Annotated in this window: 23 protein-coding genes; 10 read left to right on the top strand and 13 right to left on the bottom strand. The window is 70.3% G+C overall.

The features are described from left to right. Position 1 precedes the first annotated feature (1 nt). From MKK67_RS29305 to MKK67_RS29330, 6 genes are all read right to left on the bottom strand, one after another. The gene (locus tag MKK67_RS29305) at positions 2–172 is read right to left on the bottom strand and encodes a 2-oxo-4-hydroxy-4-carboxy-5-ureidoimidazoline decarboxylase (protein WP_243972199.1); all 171 of its coding nucleotides are present in this window, start codon (positions 170–172) and stop codon (positions 2–4) included. Positions 173–203: 31 nt separating this feature from the next. After that, positions 204–551, bottom strand: coding sequence for a hydroxyisourate hydrolase (locus MKK67_RS29310; RefSeq protein WP_243972201.1), 348 nt, complete (start codon positions 549–551; stop codon positions 204–206). A gap of 126 nt (positions 552–677) precedes the next feature. Further along, complete coding sequence (locus MKK67_RS32725; RefSeq protein ID WP_279601893.1) at positions 678–974, bottom strand: DUF2934 domain-containing protein; 297 nt, start codon at positions 972–974, stop codon at positions 678–680. Continuing rightward, positions 974–1,144, bottom strand: coding sequence for a DUF3606 domain-containing protein (locus tag MKK67_RS29320; protein WP_147857855.1), 171 nt, complete (start codon positions 1,142–1,144; stop codon positions 974–976). Before MKK67_RS29320 ends, MKK67_RS32725 begins: the two co-directional genes overlap by 1 nt. A gap of 212 nt (positions 1,145–1,356) precedes the next feature. After that, positions 1,357–1,728: a membrane protein insertion efficiency factor YidD gene (gene yidD / locus MKK67_RS29325; protein ID WP_243972203.1), complete on the bottom strand. Its 372-nt coding sequence runs from the start codon at positions 1,726–1,728 to the stop codon at positions 1,357–1,359. A gap of 6 nt (positions 1,729–1,734) precedes the next feature. Then, entirely contained in the window at positions 1,735–2,196 is a 462-nt protein-coding gene (locus MKK67_RS29330; protein WP_243972241.1) for an iron-sulfur cluster assembly scaffold protein, read from the bottom strand. A 250-nt stretch (positions 2,197–2,446) separates the two neighbouring features. Here MKK67_RS29330 and folE point away from each other — a divergent pair, with 250 nt between their 5' ends. From folE to MKK67_RS29350, 4 genes are all read left to right on the top strand, one after another. Continuing rightward, positions 2,447–3,283, top strand: coding sequence for a GTP cyclohydrolase I FolE (gene folE, locus MKK67_RS29335; protein ID WP_409568460.1), 837 nt, complete (start codon positions 2,447–2,449; stop codon positions 3,281–3,283). Between the two features lie 106 nt (positions 3,284–3,389). Then, complete coding sequence (hisI, locus tag MKK67_RS29340; RefSeq protein WP_243972205.1) at positions 3,390–3,812, top strand: phosphoribosyl-AMP cyclohydrolase; 423 nt, start codon at positions 3,390–3,392, stop codon at positions 3,810–3,812. Then, entirely contained in the window at positions 3,809–4,792 is a 984-nt protein-coding gene (locus MKK67_RS29345) for a patatin-like phospholipase family protein (RefSeq protein ID WP_243972207.1), read from the top strand. The genes hisI and MKK67_RS29345 overlap by 4 nt, the downstream gene beginning before the upstream one ends. An 88-nt stretch (positions 4,793–4,880) precedes the next feature. Next, complete coding sequence (locus MKK67_RS29350) at positions 4,881–6,452, top strand: alkaline phosphatase D family protein (protein WP_243972209.1); 1,572 nt, start codon at positions 4,881–4,883, stop codon at positions 6,450–6,452. Positions 6,453–6,492: 40 nt separating this feature from the next. Here the strand turns inward: MKK67_RS29350 and MKK67_RS29355 are convergent, their stop codons facing one another. Both MKK67_RS29355 and MKK67_RS29360 read right to left on the bottom strand, forming a co-directional pair. Next, positions 6,493–6,924 (bottom strand): CBS domain-containing protein, encoded by a 432-nt coding sequence (locus tag MKK67_RS29355; RefSeq protein ID WP_243972210.1) that lies wholly within the window; start codon positions 6,922–6,924, stop codon positions 6,493–6,495. A 129-nt stretch (positions 6,925–7,053) separates the two neighbouring features. After that, positions 7,054–7,875 (bottom strand): rhomboid family intramembrane serine protease, encoded by an 822-nt coding sequence (locus MKK67_RS29360; RefSeq protein WP_243972212.1) that lies wholly within the window; start codon positions 7,873–7,875, stop codon positions 7,054–7,056. Between the two features lie 295 nt (positions 7,876–8,170). On the opposite strand from MKK67_RS29360, the gene MKK67_RS29365 reads away from it, so the two are divergent. Beyond that, complete coding sequence (locus MKK67_RS29365) at positions 8,171–8,770, top strand: PAS domain-containing protein (protein ID WP_243972214.1); 600 nt, start codon at positions 8,171–8,173, stop codon at positions 8,768–8,770. A gap of 229 nt (positions 8,771–8,999) precedes the next feature. After that, on the top strand, positions 9,000–9,638 hold the full coding sequence (locus MKK67_RS29370) for a PilZ domain-containing protein (RefSeq protein ID WP_243972216.1): 639 nt from the start codon (positions 9,000–9,002) through the stop codon (positions 9,636–9,638). A gap of 18 nt (positions 9,639–9,656) precedes the next feature. On the opposite strand, the gene MKK67_RS29375 is transcribed toward MKK67_RS29370, so the two are convergent. From MKK67_RS29375 to MKK67_RS29385, 3 genes are all read right to left on the bottom strand, one after another. Further along, positions 9,657–10,238: an SCO family protein gene (locus MKK67_RS29375; protein WP_243972218.1), complete on the bottom strand. Its 582-nt coding sequence runs from the start codon at positions 10,236–10,238 to the stop codon at positions 9,657–9,659. An 85-nt stretch (positions 10,239–10,323) separates the two neighbouring features. Next, positions 10,324–10,827 (bottom strand): PRC-barrel domain-containing protein, encoded by a 504-nt coding sequence (locus MKK67_RS29380; protein WP_243972219.1) that lies wholly within the window; start codon positions 10,825–10,827, stop codon positions 10,324–10,326. Positions 10,828–10,910: 83 nt separating this feature from the next. Continuing rightward, positions 10,911–11,888 carry a LysR family transcriptional regulator gene (locus MKK67_RS29385; protein WP_243972221.1) on the bottom strand — a complete coding sequence of 326 codons (978 nt, stop codon included), beginning with the start codon at positions 11,886–11,888 and terminating at the stop codon, positions 10,911–10,913. A 183-nt stretch (positions 11,889–12,071) separates the two neighbouring features. Here MKK67_RS29385 and MKK67_RS29390 point away from each other — a divergent pair, with 183 nt between their 5' ends. After that, positions 12,072–12,698, top strand: a complete 627-nt coding sequence (locus MKK67_RS29390) for a LysE family translocator (RefSeq protein ID WP_243972223.1) — start codon at positions 12,072–12,074, stop codon at positions 12,696–12,698. Between the two features lie 60 nt (positions 12,699–12,758). After that, positions 12,759–13,241 carry a tRNA (cytidine(34)-2'-O)-methyltransferase gene (locus tag MKK67_RS29395; RefSeq protein WP_243972225.1) on the top strand — a complete coding sequence of 161 codons (483 nt, stop codon included), beginning with the start codon at positions 12,759–12,761 and terminating at the stop codon, positions 13,239–13,241. Between the two features lie 42 nt (positions 13,242–13,283). Here the strand turns inward: MKK67_RS29395 and MKK67_RS29400 are convergent, their stop codons facing one another. Continuing rightward, a complete protein-coding gene (locus MKK67_RS29400) occupies positions 13,284–13,553 on the bottom strand; it encodes a hypothetical protein (protein ID WP_243972227.1) in 270 nt (89 codons plus the stop codon). A gap of 153 nt (positions 13,554–13,706) precedes the next feature. Here MKK67_RS29400 and MKK67_RS29405 point away from each other — a divergent pair, with 153 nt between their 5' ends. Further along, complete coding sequence (locus MKK67_RS29405) at positions 13,707–13,934, top strand: hypothetical protein (RefSeq protein WP_243972245.1); 228 nt, start codon at positions 13,707–13,709, stop codon at positions 13,932–13,934. Positions 13,935–13,939: 5 nt separating this feature from the next. Further along, positions 13,940–14,296 carry a hypothetical protein gene (locus tag MKK67_RS29410; RefSeq protein ID WP_243972229.1) on the top strand — a complete coding sequence of 119 codons (357 nt, stop codon included), beginning with the start codon at positions 13,940–13,942 and terminating at the stop codon, positions 14,294–14,296. Here the strand turns inward: MKK67_RS29410 and MKK67_RS29415 are convergent. Beyond that, on the bottom strand, positions 14,268–14,698 hold a 431-nt coding region (locus MKK67_RS29415; RefSeq protein WP_243972231.1), incomplete at its 5' end, for a GNAT family N-acetyltransferase. The genes MKK67_RS29410 and MKK67_RS29415 overlap by 29 nt on opposite strands.

The following is a 14,698-nucleotide window of genomic DNA, read 5'->3' on the forward strand; positions in this document are numbered from 1 at the left end:
CTCAGCCCGCGACCAGCCCGTCCAGGCGCATGCGGGTGATCTGGGCGACCTCCTCCCGGGCGGTCGCCTCCTCGACCGCCGGGTCCCGGATAAGCCGTGCCGCGATGATGAACGGGAAGCCGAACCGCGCCCGATAGGCTGCGTTCAATCGGTCGACGGCCGCGGCCTCCATCCGGTTAACCGCCGCGAGATCAGGCCTGGCCTCAGCTGCCGCGATATTCCGAATAGCCCCAGGGCGTAAACAGAACCGGCAGATGGTAGTGCTGGCGCGCATCGCGGATCTGGAAGCGGATCGGCACGAGGCCCAGAAAGTTCGGGCTCGAGAGCGTCACGCCGGGCGCCGCAAAATACGCCTCGACAGGCAGCAGCAGTTCGTAGCGGCCGGGCTTCAGCGCATCGTCGACAGGAGCGGTCCGTCTGGGCGGCCATTGGCCTGGGTGGTGACCGTCTTGATCGGCCGGTAGACGTCGCCGGCGCGGATCGACAGGTCGCAGACGAGGCCGGCGCCCGGAGTGCCGTGGGCATTGTCGATCGCGTGAAGCGTCAGCCACGGGCTGAGCTCGACCTGGGAGGTCGGGGCGCCAGCAAGCGCTCCGGGTTGAGCGCGGGCGCTCCCCGGCCTCGCCTGAACCAGCGTGCCGCTCGCGCTCGCTGCGGCAGCCGCGCCGTCGAGGGCCTTAATGCGTCTCGGGATCGGCGGCCGGGGGAAGCTGGGCTTCGTCGGCCTTCCTGCGGTTGCGCTCCTTGCGCAGCTCTCGCTCGGCGAGCAGCCAGAACTCGATCTCGAACCCTTCGGGCCGGTGGTTGCGCTCCCACAATTCGTAGGCGCGCTCCCGGATCTCCTCGAACGGAATCGCATCCGGCGCAGTCCTGTCCTCGGACCGGTTCGAGGGCGGACGTGGACCGCTCCCCGGAGCGGCGGGCTCCGGGGAGGATCGTAGGTCGGGTTCGGATTCCGACGCCGTCGTCTTCATCAGGAGGCCGGCTTGTCGAGATAGGCGGCGACGCTGGTGATCCGGCTCCCCACCATGGTCACGGCCTTGCGAAGCCGCTCTTCGCTGACGCCGAAGCGCTGGGCCCACTCTTCGCGCATGACCCGGTCGAAGATGTCGATATGCGTCTTGCCTCTGAACTCGGTGGACATGGTTCGCACACTCTGGATTGGCGCTCAGCCGCAGTCGGGCCGGGCTGTCTGGAGGGACAACCGGAATGGGCGTGATCGGTTGCCAGGGCTCGTCCGATCGGGGGGCGCTGCGCAACCCCGAATGACACGGTGATTTACGAGGCCGCCGCCTGCATCGCGGACGTTATGAGAAAGACTTTGGGAGGGCGTCGTTGTTTTTGGAAAATCTTTCTTCAATCTTGTAACCCGGCCCCGTCCTGAAACCGGCGGCGCTCGGCCGGCGCCTCTCCCGCCTCCACTGCCTCGCAGGCAAACGGCGACGGCGGGGCCTCGACGCCGCGCCAGCGGGCATAGGCCCAGGGGCGGTACCAGGCGGCGGCCGGCGGCAGCCGGTCCGGCACCAGATCGATGCCGTGGGTGCCGAACGGGCCGCAGCGGCAGATCCGCGAAAAGCCCATCCAGGCCCCCGGCCAGAGCCCGTGTCGGGCGATGGCCTGGTCGGTGTATTCGGAACAGCTCGGCCAGTGGCGGCACTGGCGGCCGATCAGGCCCGACAGGGTGAGCTGGTAGGCGCGAATCGCCCAATGCGCCGCGCGCCGGACCATCGGGCTCTACGCGGCCGCAGTCTTTGCAGGGACTTGGCGCTTGGCGGCGATCTGGTCGAGGGCGTCGACCACCGCGTCGAAGGTCAGCAGAGTCGAGGCGTGGCGCGCCTTGAAATCCCGCACCGGCTCCAGAACGGCGAGGTCCGCCCAGGAGCCATCAGGGGCCGGGCCGTTCTCCTTCAGCATCGCCCGCATGGTCTCGCGGACGCCGCGCAGCTCGTCCTCGGTGGCGCCGACCACGTGGCGGCCCATCAGCGACGAGGAAGCCTGGCCGAGGGCGCAGGCCCGGACCTCCTGGGCGAAATCGGCCACGCGGCCGTCCTCGCCGAGCACGAGGTCGATGGTCACCGTCGAGCCGCACAGGCGGGAATGCGCGGTGGCGCTGGCGTCGGGCCGTTCCAGGCGCCCCAGACGCGGGATGTCGGCGGCCAGTTCGAGGATACGGCGGTTGTAGATGTCGTCGAGCATCGGGGCCTCGGCCGGGTGCGTCATCCGATCGGCTTTTGCCCATCGGGAGTCTGCCGCGCGACGCGTGCATTGCGTGTTGCCGCGCGAACAATGATATAGGCCGCATACGGTCGCTTCGCGAGGAGGCGGCCCGTCGACCAGGGTTGCGCCCACGGCCAGGGTAGTTCCCAACGGCTCTAGTCCAACCGGGACGCCGGCTCGAACCTGTTTCGAGCCCGGGATCTCCCTCACAGCCCGACGCGATCCGACGATGTATGCCAAGCCTGACAGCACCACGATGAAGTCCCGTGTGGCGCGGGCCGGAGATGCCATGGATGCGGCGCTTAAATCATTGTCCTACCGGGGCGAGGGAAACGGCCTGGACCGTGGCGGCCTCGATGGGCAGGATTTGGGACAGAGTCTGACGGGTATGCGCAACGACAACCGACCGCTCGATGACGGCCGCCCCGCTGCGGTCGAGGTCGCGCCGGAGCCCGCCTCCGCCACCCGCGTGCCCGAGGGCATCGAGACCGGCCGCCCGAGCCGCGCCGAGGCCGAAGCCGCCGTGCGCACGCTCCTGCGCTGGGCCGGCGACGACCCGAACCGCGAGGGCCTGCGCGATACCCCGGCTCGGGTCACCAAGGCGTTCGGGCAGTTGTTCGGCGGCTACGAGATGGATGCCGAGGCCCTGTTGGCGCGCGTCTTCGAGGAGGTCGAGGGCTACTCCGACATCGTGCTGGTGCGCGACATCCCGTTCTACTCCCATTGCGAGCACCACATGGTGCCGTTCATGGGCCTCGCCCACATCGCCTATTATCCGACCCGCGGCGTCGTCGGGCTCTCGAAGCTCGCCCGCGTGGTCGATACCTTTGCGCGCCGCCTGCAGACGCAGGAGACCATGACCGCCCAGGTCGCCGACGTGATCGAGAGCATCCTCAAGCCCCGCGGCGTCGCCGTGATGGTTGAGGCCGAGCATCTCTGCATGGCGATGCGCGGCGTGCAGAAGGCCGGCGTCTCGACCATCACCAGCCAGTTCCGCGGCGTGTTCAAGGACGACGCCAGCGAGCAGGTGCGCTTCCTCACCCTGGTGCGCGGCGGGACCAAGTAACCGCAGGCGGGACGGCCCGACCAGGCCGCACCGTCACGCGGCTTTCATCGATCAGCCTGCACCCAATAGCCTCGGCTCAAGCTTCACCGGACCAGCGTCTGCCGCCATGACCGCAAGCGATAGCGCTTTCGCTCCCCCCGGCACCCGGGCCGAGGTCGAGGAGGGTAAGGCCTTCACCCCGCGCTTCGACCGGGACGGCCTGGTCGCCTGCATCGCGGTCGACGCCCATGACGGGCGGGTGCTGATGCTCGCCCACATGAACGCCGAATCGCTGGCCCGGACCATCGCCACCGGGGAGGCCTGGTACTGGTCGCGGTCCCGGCAGGAGCTCTGGCACAAGGGCGCGACCAGCGGGCAGATCCAGCGCGTCGTCGAGATGCGGGTCGACTGCGACCAGGACGCGTTGCTGATCCGCGTCGAGGTCGGCGGCGACGGCGGCTGCTGCCACACCGGCCGCCGGGCCTGCTTCTACCGCCGCGTCGTCCGCGGGGCCGATGGCGCCATCACCCTGGAGGCCGCCGGGGCATGAGCGCGTCCCTTGCCTTGCAGTGGCAAGCGTGTCCGGCCGTCCCGTATTTCCTCCCCGGCACCGTCGAGCCGATCCGGCCCCTGCCCAGTGCCGGCCCCCGGATCGGGCTCGCGCTGGGCGGCGGCTCGGCCCGGGGCTGGGCCCATATCGGGGTAATCCGCGCCCTTGAGGAAGGCGGCATCCATCCCACCGTGGTGGCGGGCTGCTCGATCGGCGCCGTGGTCGGCGCCTGCTACGCGGCGGGGCGCCTCGACCGCTTGGAGACCTTCGCGCGGGAACTCACCCGGCGCCGGGTGGTCCGGCTGATCGATCCGCGCTTTCCGGGCTCCGGGCTGATCGCCGGCAACCGCCTGCGTCGGCGGCTGTTCGCCGATCTCGGCACGCGCCGGATCGAGAGCTTGCCGATCCGCTTCGGCTGCGTCGCCACCGAGTTCGGCAGCGGCCTGGAGGTGAGCCTGACCGAGGGCCCGACCGTGGAGGCGGTGCGCGCCTCCTACGCGATCCCCGGCCTGTTCCCGCCGGTGACCCACGAGGGCCGCGTGCTGATGGACGGGACCCTGGTCAACCCGGTGCCGGTGGCGCTGGCCCGTTCGCTGGGGGCCGACCTCGTGATCTGCGTGAACCTCAACGGCGATACCGGCGGCCCGGTGGTGCACGAGGTGCCGACCCCGGCCCCGCGCCGCAGCTTCCTTCAGGTGATCCGCGAGCGCCTGCCGGGCTTCGAGCCCCAGGAGCCCGAGATCCCGGTTCCCGGCATCGCCCGCGTGGTGCTCGGCGCCTTCAACATCACCCAGGACCGGATCTCCCGGGCGCGGCTGGAGCGCGACCCACCGGACATCGCCATCGGCCCGGATGTCGCCGGCTTCGGCCTGTTCGACTTCCACAAGGCCGCCGAGGGGATCGATATCGGCTACCGGGCGGCCCGGGCGGCCCTGCCCCGGATCCGCGCCGTCGTGAACGGCGCCGCCGCGCGAGCCTAGCAATCTTTTCGATCGGCTTCGCGCCAGGATCGTCACGCGGTTGTCGCGGCCGGTTGCGATGGGCCCTCACCGACCTAGAGGGCTTCCAATGTATACGAGCCGCCGCCAGATCCTCCTGTCCGGAGGCGCCAGCCTCGTCGGGATGGCCACCGGCCTGGCCCGTCCCGGCCTGAGCCGGGCCGCCGACCGGCCGCTCCTCAGCCACGGCCTCCAGTCCGGCGATGTCGGCACCGATTCGGCGGTGGTGTGGGCCCGCTCCGACCGGCCGGCCCGGGCGATCATCGAGTGGGCGACCACCGAGAGCTTCTCCGAGATCCGCGGCGGCGTCTTCGCGGATGCCCTGCCCGAGAGCGACGGCACCGTGAAGGTGGCGCTGACCGGTCTGCCGCCGGGGCAGGACGTGTTCTACCGGGTCCGGCTCCAGGATGTCGCCGCGCCGACCATCGTCGGGCCTGCGCAGGTCGGGCGGTTCCGCACCGCGCCGGCGGACAAGCGCTCGGTCTCGTTCTGCTGGTCGGGCGACACGGTCGGCCAGGGCTGGGGCATCGACGAGGCCCGCGGCGGCATGACGATCTACTCCGCGATCCTCAAGAACCGGCCGGACTTCTTCATCCATTCCGGCGACACGATCTACGCCGACGGGCCGATCCAGGCCGAGGTGAAGCTCCCGGACGGCAGCCTCTGGCGCAACCGCGTCACCGAGGAGGTGTCGAAGCCCGCCGAATCGCTCGCTGAGTTCCGCGGCCGCCACAAGTACAACCTCACCGACCGGAACGTGCTGGCGATGAACGCCTCGGTGCCGATCCTGGCGCAGTGGGACGACCACGAGGTCACCAACAACTGGTGGCCGGGCGAGCCGCTCACCCGGGCCGAGCACCTGAAGAAGAAATACGCCGACCCGAACGTGCTCTCGATGCAGCTGCGCGCGGCTCGCGCCTTCCACGAATACATGCCGATGCGCTTCGAGCCGGCCGAGCCCGGCCGGGTCTACCGCAAGATCGCCTACGGCCCCCTGGTCGACGTGTTCATGCTCGACATGCGCTCCTACCGGGGCCCGAACGGCGAGAACCTGCAGAAGCAATACGGCCCCGACGCGTATTTCCTCGGGCCGCAGCAGATCGCCTGGCTGAAGCGGGCGCTCACCGAATCGCGCGCGACCTGGAAGGTGATCGCCGCCGACATGCCGCTCGGCCTCGTGGTGACCTATGACGTCGACCGCGATTTCGGCTCGGAGGCGGTGGCGCAGGGCGACGGGCCGCCGCTCGGGCGCGAGCTGGAGATCGCCGACCTGCTGCGGTTCATCAAGCAGGCCAAGATCCGCAACACGGTCTGGCTGACGGCGGACGTGCACTACACGGCCGCCCACTACTACGACCCCAACAAGGCGCAGTTCCAGGATTTCGACCCGTTCTGGGAGTTCGTCTCGGGGCCGCTGCACGCCGGCACCTACGGCCCCAACGCGCTGGACAACACGTTCGGGCCGCAGCTGCGCTACGTGAAGGCGCCCGACAAGGGCCAGGTGAACCTGTCCCCGGCCGCCGGCTACCAGTTCTTCGGCCACGTCGCGGTGGACGGCGCCACAGAGCAGATGACCGTGACCCTCAAGGACGCGGCCGATACCGACCTGTGGCACGTCACCCTCGACCCCGCGAAGGCGTGAGGGCGACGCGCGCCGGCCGGACACCCAGCCGGCGCGTGGCCTACGCCATGGTGATGTAATCGCGCAGGGCCTGGTGCTCGGCCACCACGGTAGCGATGCGGCGCGCCACCACGTCGCCGATCGAGATCAGGCCGATGAGGCGGCCCTCCTCGCAGACCGGGACGTGGCGGAAGCGCCCTTCGGTCATCAGGCCCATCACCTCCTCGATGGTGCTGCTGCGGCCGCAAGTGGTGACCTGGGTGGTCATGTGGTCCGAGACCGGGGCGTCGAAGGTCGCGCCCCCGTGGCGGGCCAGCGCCCGCATGATGTCGCGCTCCGAGATGATGCCGGCCACCGACCCGTCGGGATGGGCGACCACGAGTGCACCGATCCGCTTCTCGGCCAGGATCTGGATCACCTCTTCGAGGGTCTTGTCGGGGCTCACGGTGACGACGGAGCTTCCCTTCTCGGCGAGGATGCGGGCGACGGTCATGACTCTCTCCCTGTGACGCGGTGCGTGCGCCGTCAGCCGCGGCGCCTTCGTTACGCTGTCGTCCGGGTAGGCCCCGGCTCGTTCACATTATGGCGAGTGTGTGACCGAACCGCCGCGTTGGCAAGGTGCTTAGGTCGGCACCCTCTCGCGCCGATCCAGGAGCGGGAACAACAGGAAGCCCGCGATGAAACCGCCGAGATGCGCGTCCCAGGCGATGGCGGCGTTCTCACCCACCAGCGGCACGCTCACGAGGCCGAACAGCAGGTTGGTGGCGAGCCAGATCGCCAGGAAGGCCACCGCCGTGCGGTTGCGCAGGAGCTCGGGGATCGTCTCGGCCGGCCGGTGCGGCGGCACTTGCCAGGGCGCTCCGGAATACCCGGAGGCGGGCGGCTGGAACACGAAGCGGGCGGCCGCCGCCATCAGGGCCGAGATCCCCGCCGAGGCGCCGACCAGCGGCCCCGCGCTCAAGGGATCGATCAGCACGTGCAGCACGCCGCCGGCCACCGTTCCCGCCAGCCCGATCAGGACGTAGCGCCCAGCGCCGCAGCGCCGGGCCACCGGCGATCCGAAGGCGGCCAGCCAGACGCTGTTGAAGATCACATGCATCCAGGAGCCGTGCAGCAGAGCGTAGGTCGCCAGCGTCCAGGGCTGCAGCGCGTGCTCGGAGGTGATGTAGCGGGCGAACGCCTCGCGGGCGGCCTCCATGTCCGGGTCGCCGATTCCGGCCGCCGCCTGGATCACCTCGGCGGCCTTCCCGGGATCGAACCACACCGTCCAGCGGGCGGGCACCAGCGCGAGGTCGAGGACGACCCGGATGTCGAGCGTGTCCGGCAGCAGGAACTCGCGCACCGCCTGGATCGCCATCAGCAATCCGATCGAGAGCGTCACCACCCCCGGCATGTTGAACACGGGCACGCGGCTCTGGCGCGGGAATTCGGGGGAGGCATCCATCCCGGCACCATGTCGGGGCTAAGGGGGATCGGGCAAGTCCCGGCGACGTATTGAAGCCTTTTCGGGTGGTGTTCCGGTGCAGTGGCGCCGTTGAGAGCGTCCGAACATCGCTCCGGTCCCCGCACCGCCACGCATCCGAAATCGCGCCAATCTCGATCCCCAAACCGTCCCGCGCCGGGCGGCACGGCGCATGCGCCCTGAAGCCCGAGATCGCCCCGGATCGCCGGCCCCTCCCCCGCGGATGTGCCAGATTGACCCGGGGACGGACAACAGGCGTATCGATCCGGGACGACCGATGAAACATCCCACGAGCCGCATGCTCCATGCCTATTGGGAGCGCCTGCGCGGTGAGCGCGCCGCGCCCGAGCGGGCCGAGATCGAGCCGGGCGAGATCCGGCATCTGCTGGCCGATAGCCTGATCCTGGAACTCGACATGGCGGAGCGCTCGGCCACCATCCGGCTCGCCGGCACCCGGGTCTGCGCCCTCTACGGCCGGGAGTTGAAGGGCGCGACCTTCGCCAGCCTGTGGGGCTCGGAGGCGCCCGATCCCTGGCGCATCGTCGACATCGTCGCCAGCGACACCCTGGGCGTGGTGGCGGGCTTGCGCGGCCAGAACACGGCCGGCGAGGCGGTAGATCTCGAATTGCTGCTCCTGCCCCTGCGCCATCGCGGGCGCATGCAGGTCCGGGCACTGGGGACCCTGAGCCTCGAGACCACGCCGCACTGGATCGGCCTGCGCCCGCTCGTGGAGGCGGAAACCACCTCCCTGCGCATCCTGCCCGGCCGCCGGGTGGAGGCCGCCCCGCCGGCACGGGCGGCGATCCGGGGCCCGGCCGGCTTTCCCGGCCCGGTGCGCCGGGGGCACCTGCTCGTCCATGCCGGCGGGCGGGCCTGATACCGTGAGACAAATTCTGAATTCGATATATTAAACAGCACTTTTTCGGCGAGATATCGAATGCGCTCGGCACAAATAGGAGCCTGTACAGGCCAAGCCGAATCGCACGACCGCGCAGGACAGAAAAATTCACCCTGCGGCGGATATTGCTGAATCGGAAAAAAGACTTTCGTAACAGTCCGCGTCTAGCCTGCGATAACGATTGTCGCGGCGGGGAGCCCATCTCGGTATGATCGCGGTCGACGCCACCGCCGGAACGGATGCGGGCCGCGCGGCCAGCCGCGGGCGCAACGCCGCCGACCAGCGCCGCCACCAGCGCGTGCGGGTCTCCGTGCTCGGCCGCTACATGCTGGCCGACCGGCGGGAATATCCCTGCCAAACCGTGGACATGTCGCCGGGCGGCGTCCGGTTGACCTGCGCGGTGGTGGGCGAGATCGGCGAGCGTGTGGTGCTCTACCTCGAGCATATCGGGCGGATCGAGGGCGTCATCGCGCGCTTCAGCGAGGGCGGCTTCGCCGTCCAGCTCAACGCCACGCCGCGCAAGCGCGACAAGATCGCGTCCCAGCTGACCTGGCTCGCCAACCGGGAGATCCTGGGCCTGCCCGAGGGACGGTCCCACGAGCGTCTGGTGCCGACCCAGACGGCGGTGACCCTGCGGGTCGAGAGCGGACGGGAGATCCAGGCCCGGCTCATCGATATCTCGATGTCGGGCGTGGCGATCGCCAGCTCGGCTACGCTGCATCTTGGGGCGTCTGTGACGGTGGGCAGCACCCCTGGACGGCTGGTGCGCTACTTCGACGGCGGCTTCGGCGTGCAGTTCCTGCTGCCGCTCTCCCCCGACCGCTTCCATGCCGGGATGACGCTGTAGGGTTTCCCTAGAGACAGATCAGATCTTCTTCGCCAGCTGCGCCGCGGTCTCCTCGGCCGGGCGCGAGACGTCCAGGGCGCCGAGGAAGCGGTTCTGCGCGTCCATCACGTAGACGATCGCGGTGTGCTCCATCGTGTAGTCCCCGTCCTTGCCGGGCACCTTGCGGGCATAGGCGCGATACGCCTTCTCGGTGGCGACGACCTGCTCGGGGCTGCCGGTGAGGCCGGTGATACGCGGATCGAAGCTCGACAGGTAGGTCTTCAGGCTCGCCGGGTCGTCGCGCTCGGGATCCACGGTGACGAAGGCGACGCGCATGCGCGCAGCCTTCGGCCCCAGGGCGGCGAGAACGTCCGAGACCTGCTGGAGCGTCGTCGGGCACACGTCCGGGCAATGGGTGAAGCCGAAGAACACCAGGTGCGGCGCGCCGGTGAAATCGCGCTCGGTGACGGTGCGCCCGTCCTGGTCGATCAGCGTGAACGGGCCGCCGACACCGGGCACGCCTACGGGCGCCCGGTCCGGCATGAACGCGAACACCGCCGCCCCGGTCAGGCCGACGAGACCGAGGCAGAAGGCGAGGAGCGGGATCAAGGCGCGGCGCATCTTTTTTCGACTCCGACCTCCGTGCAGCGGCTGGCACAGCACGGAACGGCGCGCGAAGGCAAGCCGGCTCGCCTGGGACCCGATGTCAGGGCTTGGCGGCGGGCTCCCCGGCGGGCGGGGCGGCGGCTGCACCCTTCGGCGGCTCCTTGCCGAGGTAGATATATTCCGGCGCGGCCTTCAGCTGATCCTTGGTCGTGTCGATGCGGGCCTGGAGCGTCTTATCGTCGGTCCGGTCGAGCTTCATCACCGACGGGTCGACCGCCACGTACTTCGAGCCGATACCGAGGAAGCCACCGACGCCGATGATCCAGGCCTTCACGCTGCCCTTCTGGTCGAGGACGAAATCCGCGATCTGGCCAATCGTGTCGTTGGCCGCGTTGGTGACGTTGGCGCCGATCAGCTTGCTGGCGACCATGTCGTCGGGGGTCTGGGCCACGAAGGTCGGGCGCAGGTTGTCGGCCATGGTGGCCGGCTGACCGGGGGCCGGCGCCGCGGGCGCGCCGGCATTCGGGGTCGGGCTGGCAGTCTGCGCCGCGGCGGTTGCGAGGCCGGCCAGCAGGAGGGCCGAGGCGAGGAGCGAAGTGCGCATCGGGTCAGGACTTTCGGACGGAGGGCCGCGAACGAGGGTGGCGCCGCCTTAAGGCTCTGGCGCAGCGTAAGTTCCGCCGATTCTCACCGCGTACCGTGGATTACCCGCCCCTTTGCCGGCTGAGCGACCGCGGCCCGGGACTCGCCGAGTGACGGCATCGCGGCCGCGAGGGTCGCGTTCATACGCGCGGAGAGCCAGTCCACGAAGCGGCTCGCCCGCGCGTCATCCTCGATCGGATGCGCCGAGAGGGCGACATACTGGGTCCCGTCCGGCCAGAAGCCGTGCGGACTGCACAGGCGCCGGGCCGCCACGTCCCGCTCGACCATGTGGATCGACGCGAGGGCGACCCCCTGCCCGGCCAGGGCGGCCTCAATGGCGAGGTAGAAATGCTCGTAGGTCCGGTCCGAGGTGCAGGCGATCACTGGGCGGTTCAGGCGCTTCCAGGTCGCCCAGCCATCGGGCCGGCTGCGGGTGTGGAGCGCCGGAAGCGGGAACCGGCCCGTTTTCGCCTCGAACCCGGCGAGTGCCTCCGGCGCGCAGACCGGCCCCATCGCCTCGTCGCAGATCACCCGGGCATGGAGCGCGCCGTCGATCGGAAAGTCGTTCCGACGGATCGCGAGATCGACATGGTCGCGCCGGAAATCGATGCGTCCGCCGGCCGCCAGCACCCGCACCTCGATCCCGGTGGCCTGCTGGAACGCGCCGAGGCTCGGGATCAGGAATTTCAGGCACAGGGTCGGCTCGCAGGACACGACGAGGGGCTGCCCCGAGCCCCTGGTGCGGAAGTCGGCGAGGGTGTCTTCCAGATCGCCGAAGATGCTCCGGAGCCGGGCGGCCAGAGCGCGCCCGCGCTCCGTCAGGAACACCCCCCGGTTGCGGCGCACGAACAGCGCCTCGCCGAGATCCGCCTCGAGGTTCTTGATCTGCTTGCTGACGGCGCCGTGGGTGACGTGCAGCTCCTCCGCGGCCCGGGTCAGGCTTCCGTGCCGGGCGGCCGATTCGAACACCCGCAGCGCGCCGAGTTGCGGCAGGCGTTCGCGCATGGGGTCCGGGGCGTTCATCCGGTGAGCTTTCCTCACGCATCCCGGTGAGAGCAACTCGATTTTTTCGGTCCGGGGCCTGTGCTTCCATGCGCTGGACCGTGGCGCCCCGAAGCCGTGGCCCTACCCCGACACCAGCGACACCGCGCACCGGCGCGTCGGCGACGACGCGCGGCCGGATTCGCGAGCCTTGAGGAATCCGCGATGGAGCAGGCCGCCCTGATCGTTCCCGTCGTCTGGCTGGCCGTGCTCAGCCCCGGCGCCGATTTCGCCATGGTGTCGCGCAACAGCTGTCTGTACGGCCGGCAGGCGGGTTTTGCCGTCAGCACCGGGATCGCGCTCGCGTGCTGGTTCCACGTCGCCTACGCGATCGTCGGGATCGCGCTTATCGAGCGCACGATCCCCCACGCCTTCGGCCTCATCCGGATCCTGGGCGCCGCGTACCTCATCGTCATGGGCGTCTCGATGGCGCTGCGCAGCCGGGCGGCCGAGCCGGAGGCGGCCGGACCGCCCGCCGCCTTCAGCGCGCGCGGCGTCGTCACCGGACTGCTCACGAACGGGCTCAATCCCAAGACCTCGATCTTCGTGATCAGCATCTACAGCCAGGCGCTGGGTCCGGACGCCGCGTTGCAGCAGCAGGTCGCCTGGGGCCTGTTCATATCGCTGTCCCACCTGGCGTGGTTCGCCCTGGTCTCGTCGTATCTCTCGAAGCCGGGTGTGCGCGACTTTGTCCTGCGCCGCCAGATCCTGTTCAACCGCGTGATCGGCGTCATCCTGACGCTGTTCGGAACGATGCTCCTGGCCGTCAACCAGCCGGGCGGCCTGCCGTAGCCCGGATCGCGAGCACGGGGCTTTGACGACGGGGCGCCGGCCCATCACAAGCCTCACCCCATGCTCCGCCTCGTCCTCTACCAACCCGACATCCCCCAGAACACCGGCACGATGCTGCGGATGGCCGCCTGCCTCGGGCTGGCGGTCGAGATCGTGGAGCCGGCGGGCTTCGACGTCTCGGACCGGCACCTGCGCCGCTCGGGCCTCGATTACCTCGACCACGTGGCGATCACCCGGCACCGCTCGTTTTCGGCCTTCGAGGCGTGGCGGGCCGAGGCCGGCCTGCGGCTGGTGCTCGCCACCACGGCGGGCGCCCTGCCCCACACGGCGTTCGGGTTCCGCCCGGACGATTGCATCATGGTCGGGCGCGAATCTGCCGGCGTGCCCGACGCCGTCCACGCGGTATCCGATGCCAGGGTGGTGGTGCCGATCCGGCCCGGCCTGCGCTCGCTCAACGTCGCGGTGGCGGCCGCAATGATCACCGGCGAGGCCCTGCGGCAGACCGGCGGCTTTGAAGCGGATCCCGGCAAGCCGGCGCGATAGGGGCGGGTCGGCGCCATCGCCGGCTCCGCGGCTCGACCATCCCTATTTCGCGGGCGCGCCCTGCACGATGCCGATCGCGGAGACGGACGGTGGGTCGCCGTTCGCCCCCAAGCTCGCCGGGGTGGCGCAGGTGACCGAGGCCTGCGGCACGGCGTCCAAGGCGGCCTGAGCCTCCTCTTCCGCCAGCCGCCGGCGCTCCTCCGCGTAGCCGCCGGCAATCGCCATATCGACGAGGCGGCGGGTCAGCCGGAAGGCCAGCCAGAACAGGACGAGGCAGACGGCAGTCGCGGCGGCAGCCTTCAGCGGGTCCACGGGACTCCTCGAACAATCTCCCCTATGTCGGGGGCGCCCCTCTTAGAGCCGCCCGCGATCGCGTTGCAATTGGACTTGGCTCCGAGGTCGCCATCCAACCCGGGCTCAGCCCCCATCCGCGCCGGACCGGCGTTCTTGATCAGGCAGGTGCCGTTGCGCGAGACCTTCCATATCGAAGTCCTCGGCCCCGAGGCGGACGAGGTCCAGACGCGGATCTCGGTGCGCGTCGGCAGCCTGGAGACCGCCCAGGAGCGGGCCCTGCGCCTGTTCGCCCGCGCCCGGGTCCCCCAGCGCTCCGGCGAGCCGGCCCAGGCCGTGCGGGTGATCGACGGTGCCGGCCGCGAGGTGTTCTTTCGAAGCCGCTTCGATGAGGGCGATTGAGCCCGATGCGCGCCGCCCTGATCCTGCCCGGGCTCGTCCTGCTGACCTGCGGGCTGTTCCTGCGCAGCTATACCCTGGCGCCGGCCCCGGACCGGCGCGGCGGCACCACGCTTCAGCTGACCTGGCCGAACCGTCCGCTCTTCGGCAGCCCGCGCGCCGACTGCCTCGGTACGCCCGCAGACGAGCCGGTCGTCGCCTGCCTGATCGCCTCGGTCGGCCGGGCGCGCAGCGAGGGCGTTGCGGTGATCCAGCTGCCGTTCTGCGCGACCTGCTACGCCCTGTCCGAGCGGATCGCGCGCATCGGCCGCGACGAGGCGGCGACGCAGGCGCGACTCACGCAGATCGGTCGCCTCGGCTGGTGAGGCGTGCCCGCGCCACACGCTCGCGGGCGCGCTCCAGGGTTCGGGCCAGCGGGAACAGCGGGTCGCGCCCGGCCTCGACCAAGAGGTGAGCGATCGGCCGCCGTTCCGTCCAGAAGGTGGAGCCGAGGGCGAAATCCGGTGGCGCGCACGAGTCGATCCGGTCGATCCCCTCCCCGGCCAGCACCGCCTCGGTCAGGCGGTGGACGAGTTGTACCCCGGGGGCGGCCTCCGAATCCGCCTCGTCGTGGGCGATCTTGAGCACCCAGGCCTCGGGGCCGGTGAGCGGCAGGATCGCGGAGGCCAGGATCCGACCGTCCCTGCGCAAACGGGCGACCCGCACGCGCCCCTCGGCCCCGAGATCGGCCAGGACGGCGCGCAGGAACGCGACCTCGTCGGGCCGCT

The sequence above is a fragment of the Methylobacterium sp. J-072 genome, assembly GCF_022829425.1.
GTDB lineage: Bacteria > Pseudomonadota > Alphaproteobacteria > Rhizobiales > Beijerinckiaceae > Methylobacterium.

What these genes read in the sequence shown, in the direction of transcription:
- MKK67_RS29305 (WP_243972199.1), bottom strand. Translation starts at nt 172, where the DNA reads ATGGAGGCCGCGGCCGTCGACCGATTGAACGCAGCCTATCGGGCGCGG.
- MKK67_RS32725 (WP_279601893.1), bottom strand. Translation starts at nt 974, where the DNA reads ATGAAGACGACGGCGTCGGAATCCGAACCCGACCTACGATCCTCCCCG.
- MKK67_RS29320 (WP_147857855.1), bottom strand. Translation starts at nt 1,144, where the DNA reads ATGTCCACCGAGTTCAGAGGCAAGACGCATATCGACATCTTCGACCGG.
- yidD (WP_243972203.1), bottom strand. Translation starts at nt 1,728, where the DNA reads ATGGTCCGGCGCGCGGCGCATTGGGCGATTCGCGCCTACCAGCTCACC.
- MKK67_RS29330 (WP_243972241.1), bottom strand. Translation starts at nt 2,196, where the DNA reads ATGCTCGACGACATCTACAACCGCCGTATCCTCGAACTGGCCGCCGAC.
- folE (WP_409568460.1), top strand. Translation starts at nt 2,447, where the DNA reads ATGTATGCCAAGCCTGACAGCACCACGATGAAGTCCCGTGTGGCGCGG.
- hisI (WP_243972205.1), top strand. Translation starts at nt 3,390, where the DNA reads ATGACCGCAAGCGATAGCGCTTTCGCTCCCCCCGGCACCCGGGCCGAG.
- MKK67_RS29345 (WP_243972207.1), top strand. Translation starts at nt 3,809, where the DNA reads ATGAGCGCGTCCCTTGCCTTGCAGTGGCAAGCGTGTCCGGCCGTCCCG.
- MKK67_RS29350 (WP_243972209.1), top strand. Translation starts at nt 4,881, where the DNA reads ATGTATACGAGCCGCCGCCAGATCCTCCTGTCCGGAGGCGCCAGCCTC.
- MKK67_RS29355 (WP_243972210.1), bottom strand. Translation starts at nt 6,924, where the DNA reads ATGACCGTCGCCCGCATCCTCGCCGAGAAGGGAAGCTCCGTCGTCACC.
- MKK67_RS29360 (WP_243972212.1), bottom strand. Translation starts at nt 7,875, where the DNA reads ATGGATGCCTCCCCCGAATTCCCGCGCCAGAGCCGCGTGCCCGTGTTC.
- MKK67_RS29365 (WP_243972214.1), top strand. Translation starts at nt 8,171, where the DNA reads ATGAAACATCCCACGAGCCGCATGCTCCATGCCTATTGGGAGCGCCTG.
- MKK67_RS29370 (WP_243972216.1), top strand. Translation starts at nt 9,000, where the DNA reads ATGATCGCGGTCGACGCCACCGCCGGAACGGATGCGGGCCGCGCGGCC.
- MKK67_RS29375 (WP_243972218.1), bottom strand. Translation starts at nt 10,238, where the DNA reads ATGCGCCGCGCCTTGATCCCGCTCCTCGCCTTCTGCCTCGGTCTCGTC.
- MKK67_RS29380 (WP_243972219.1), bottom strand. Translation starts at nt 10,827, where the DNA reads ATGCGCACTTCGCTCCTCGCCTCGGCCCTCCTGCTGGCCGGCCTCGCA.
- MKK67_RS29385 (WP_243972221.1), bottom strand. Translation starts at nt 11,888, where the DNA reads ATGAACGCCCCGGACCCCATGCGCGAACGCCTGCCGCAACTCGGCGCG.
- MKK67_RS29390 (WP_243972223.1), top strand. Translation starts at nt 12,072, where the DNA reads ATGGAGCAGGCCGCCCTGATCGTTCCCGTCGTCTGGCTGGCCGTGCTC.
- MKK67_RS29395 (WP_243972225.1), top strand. Translation starts at nt 12,759, where the DNA reads ATGCTCCGCCTCGTCCTCTACCAACCCGACATCCCCCAGAACACCGGC.
- MKK67_RS29410 (WP_243972229.1), top strand. Translation starts at nt 13,940, where the DNA reads ATGCGCGCCGCCCTGATCCTGCCCGGGCTCGTCCTGCTGACCTGCGGG.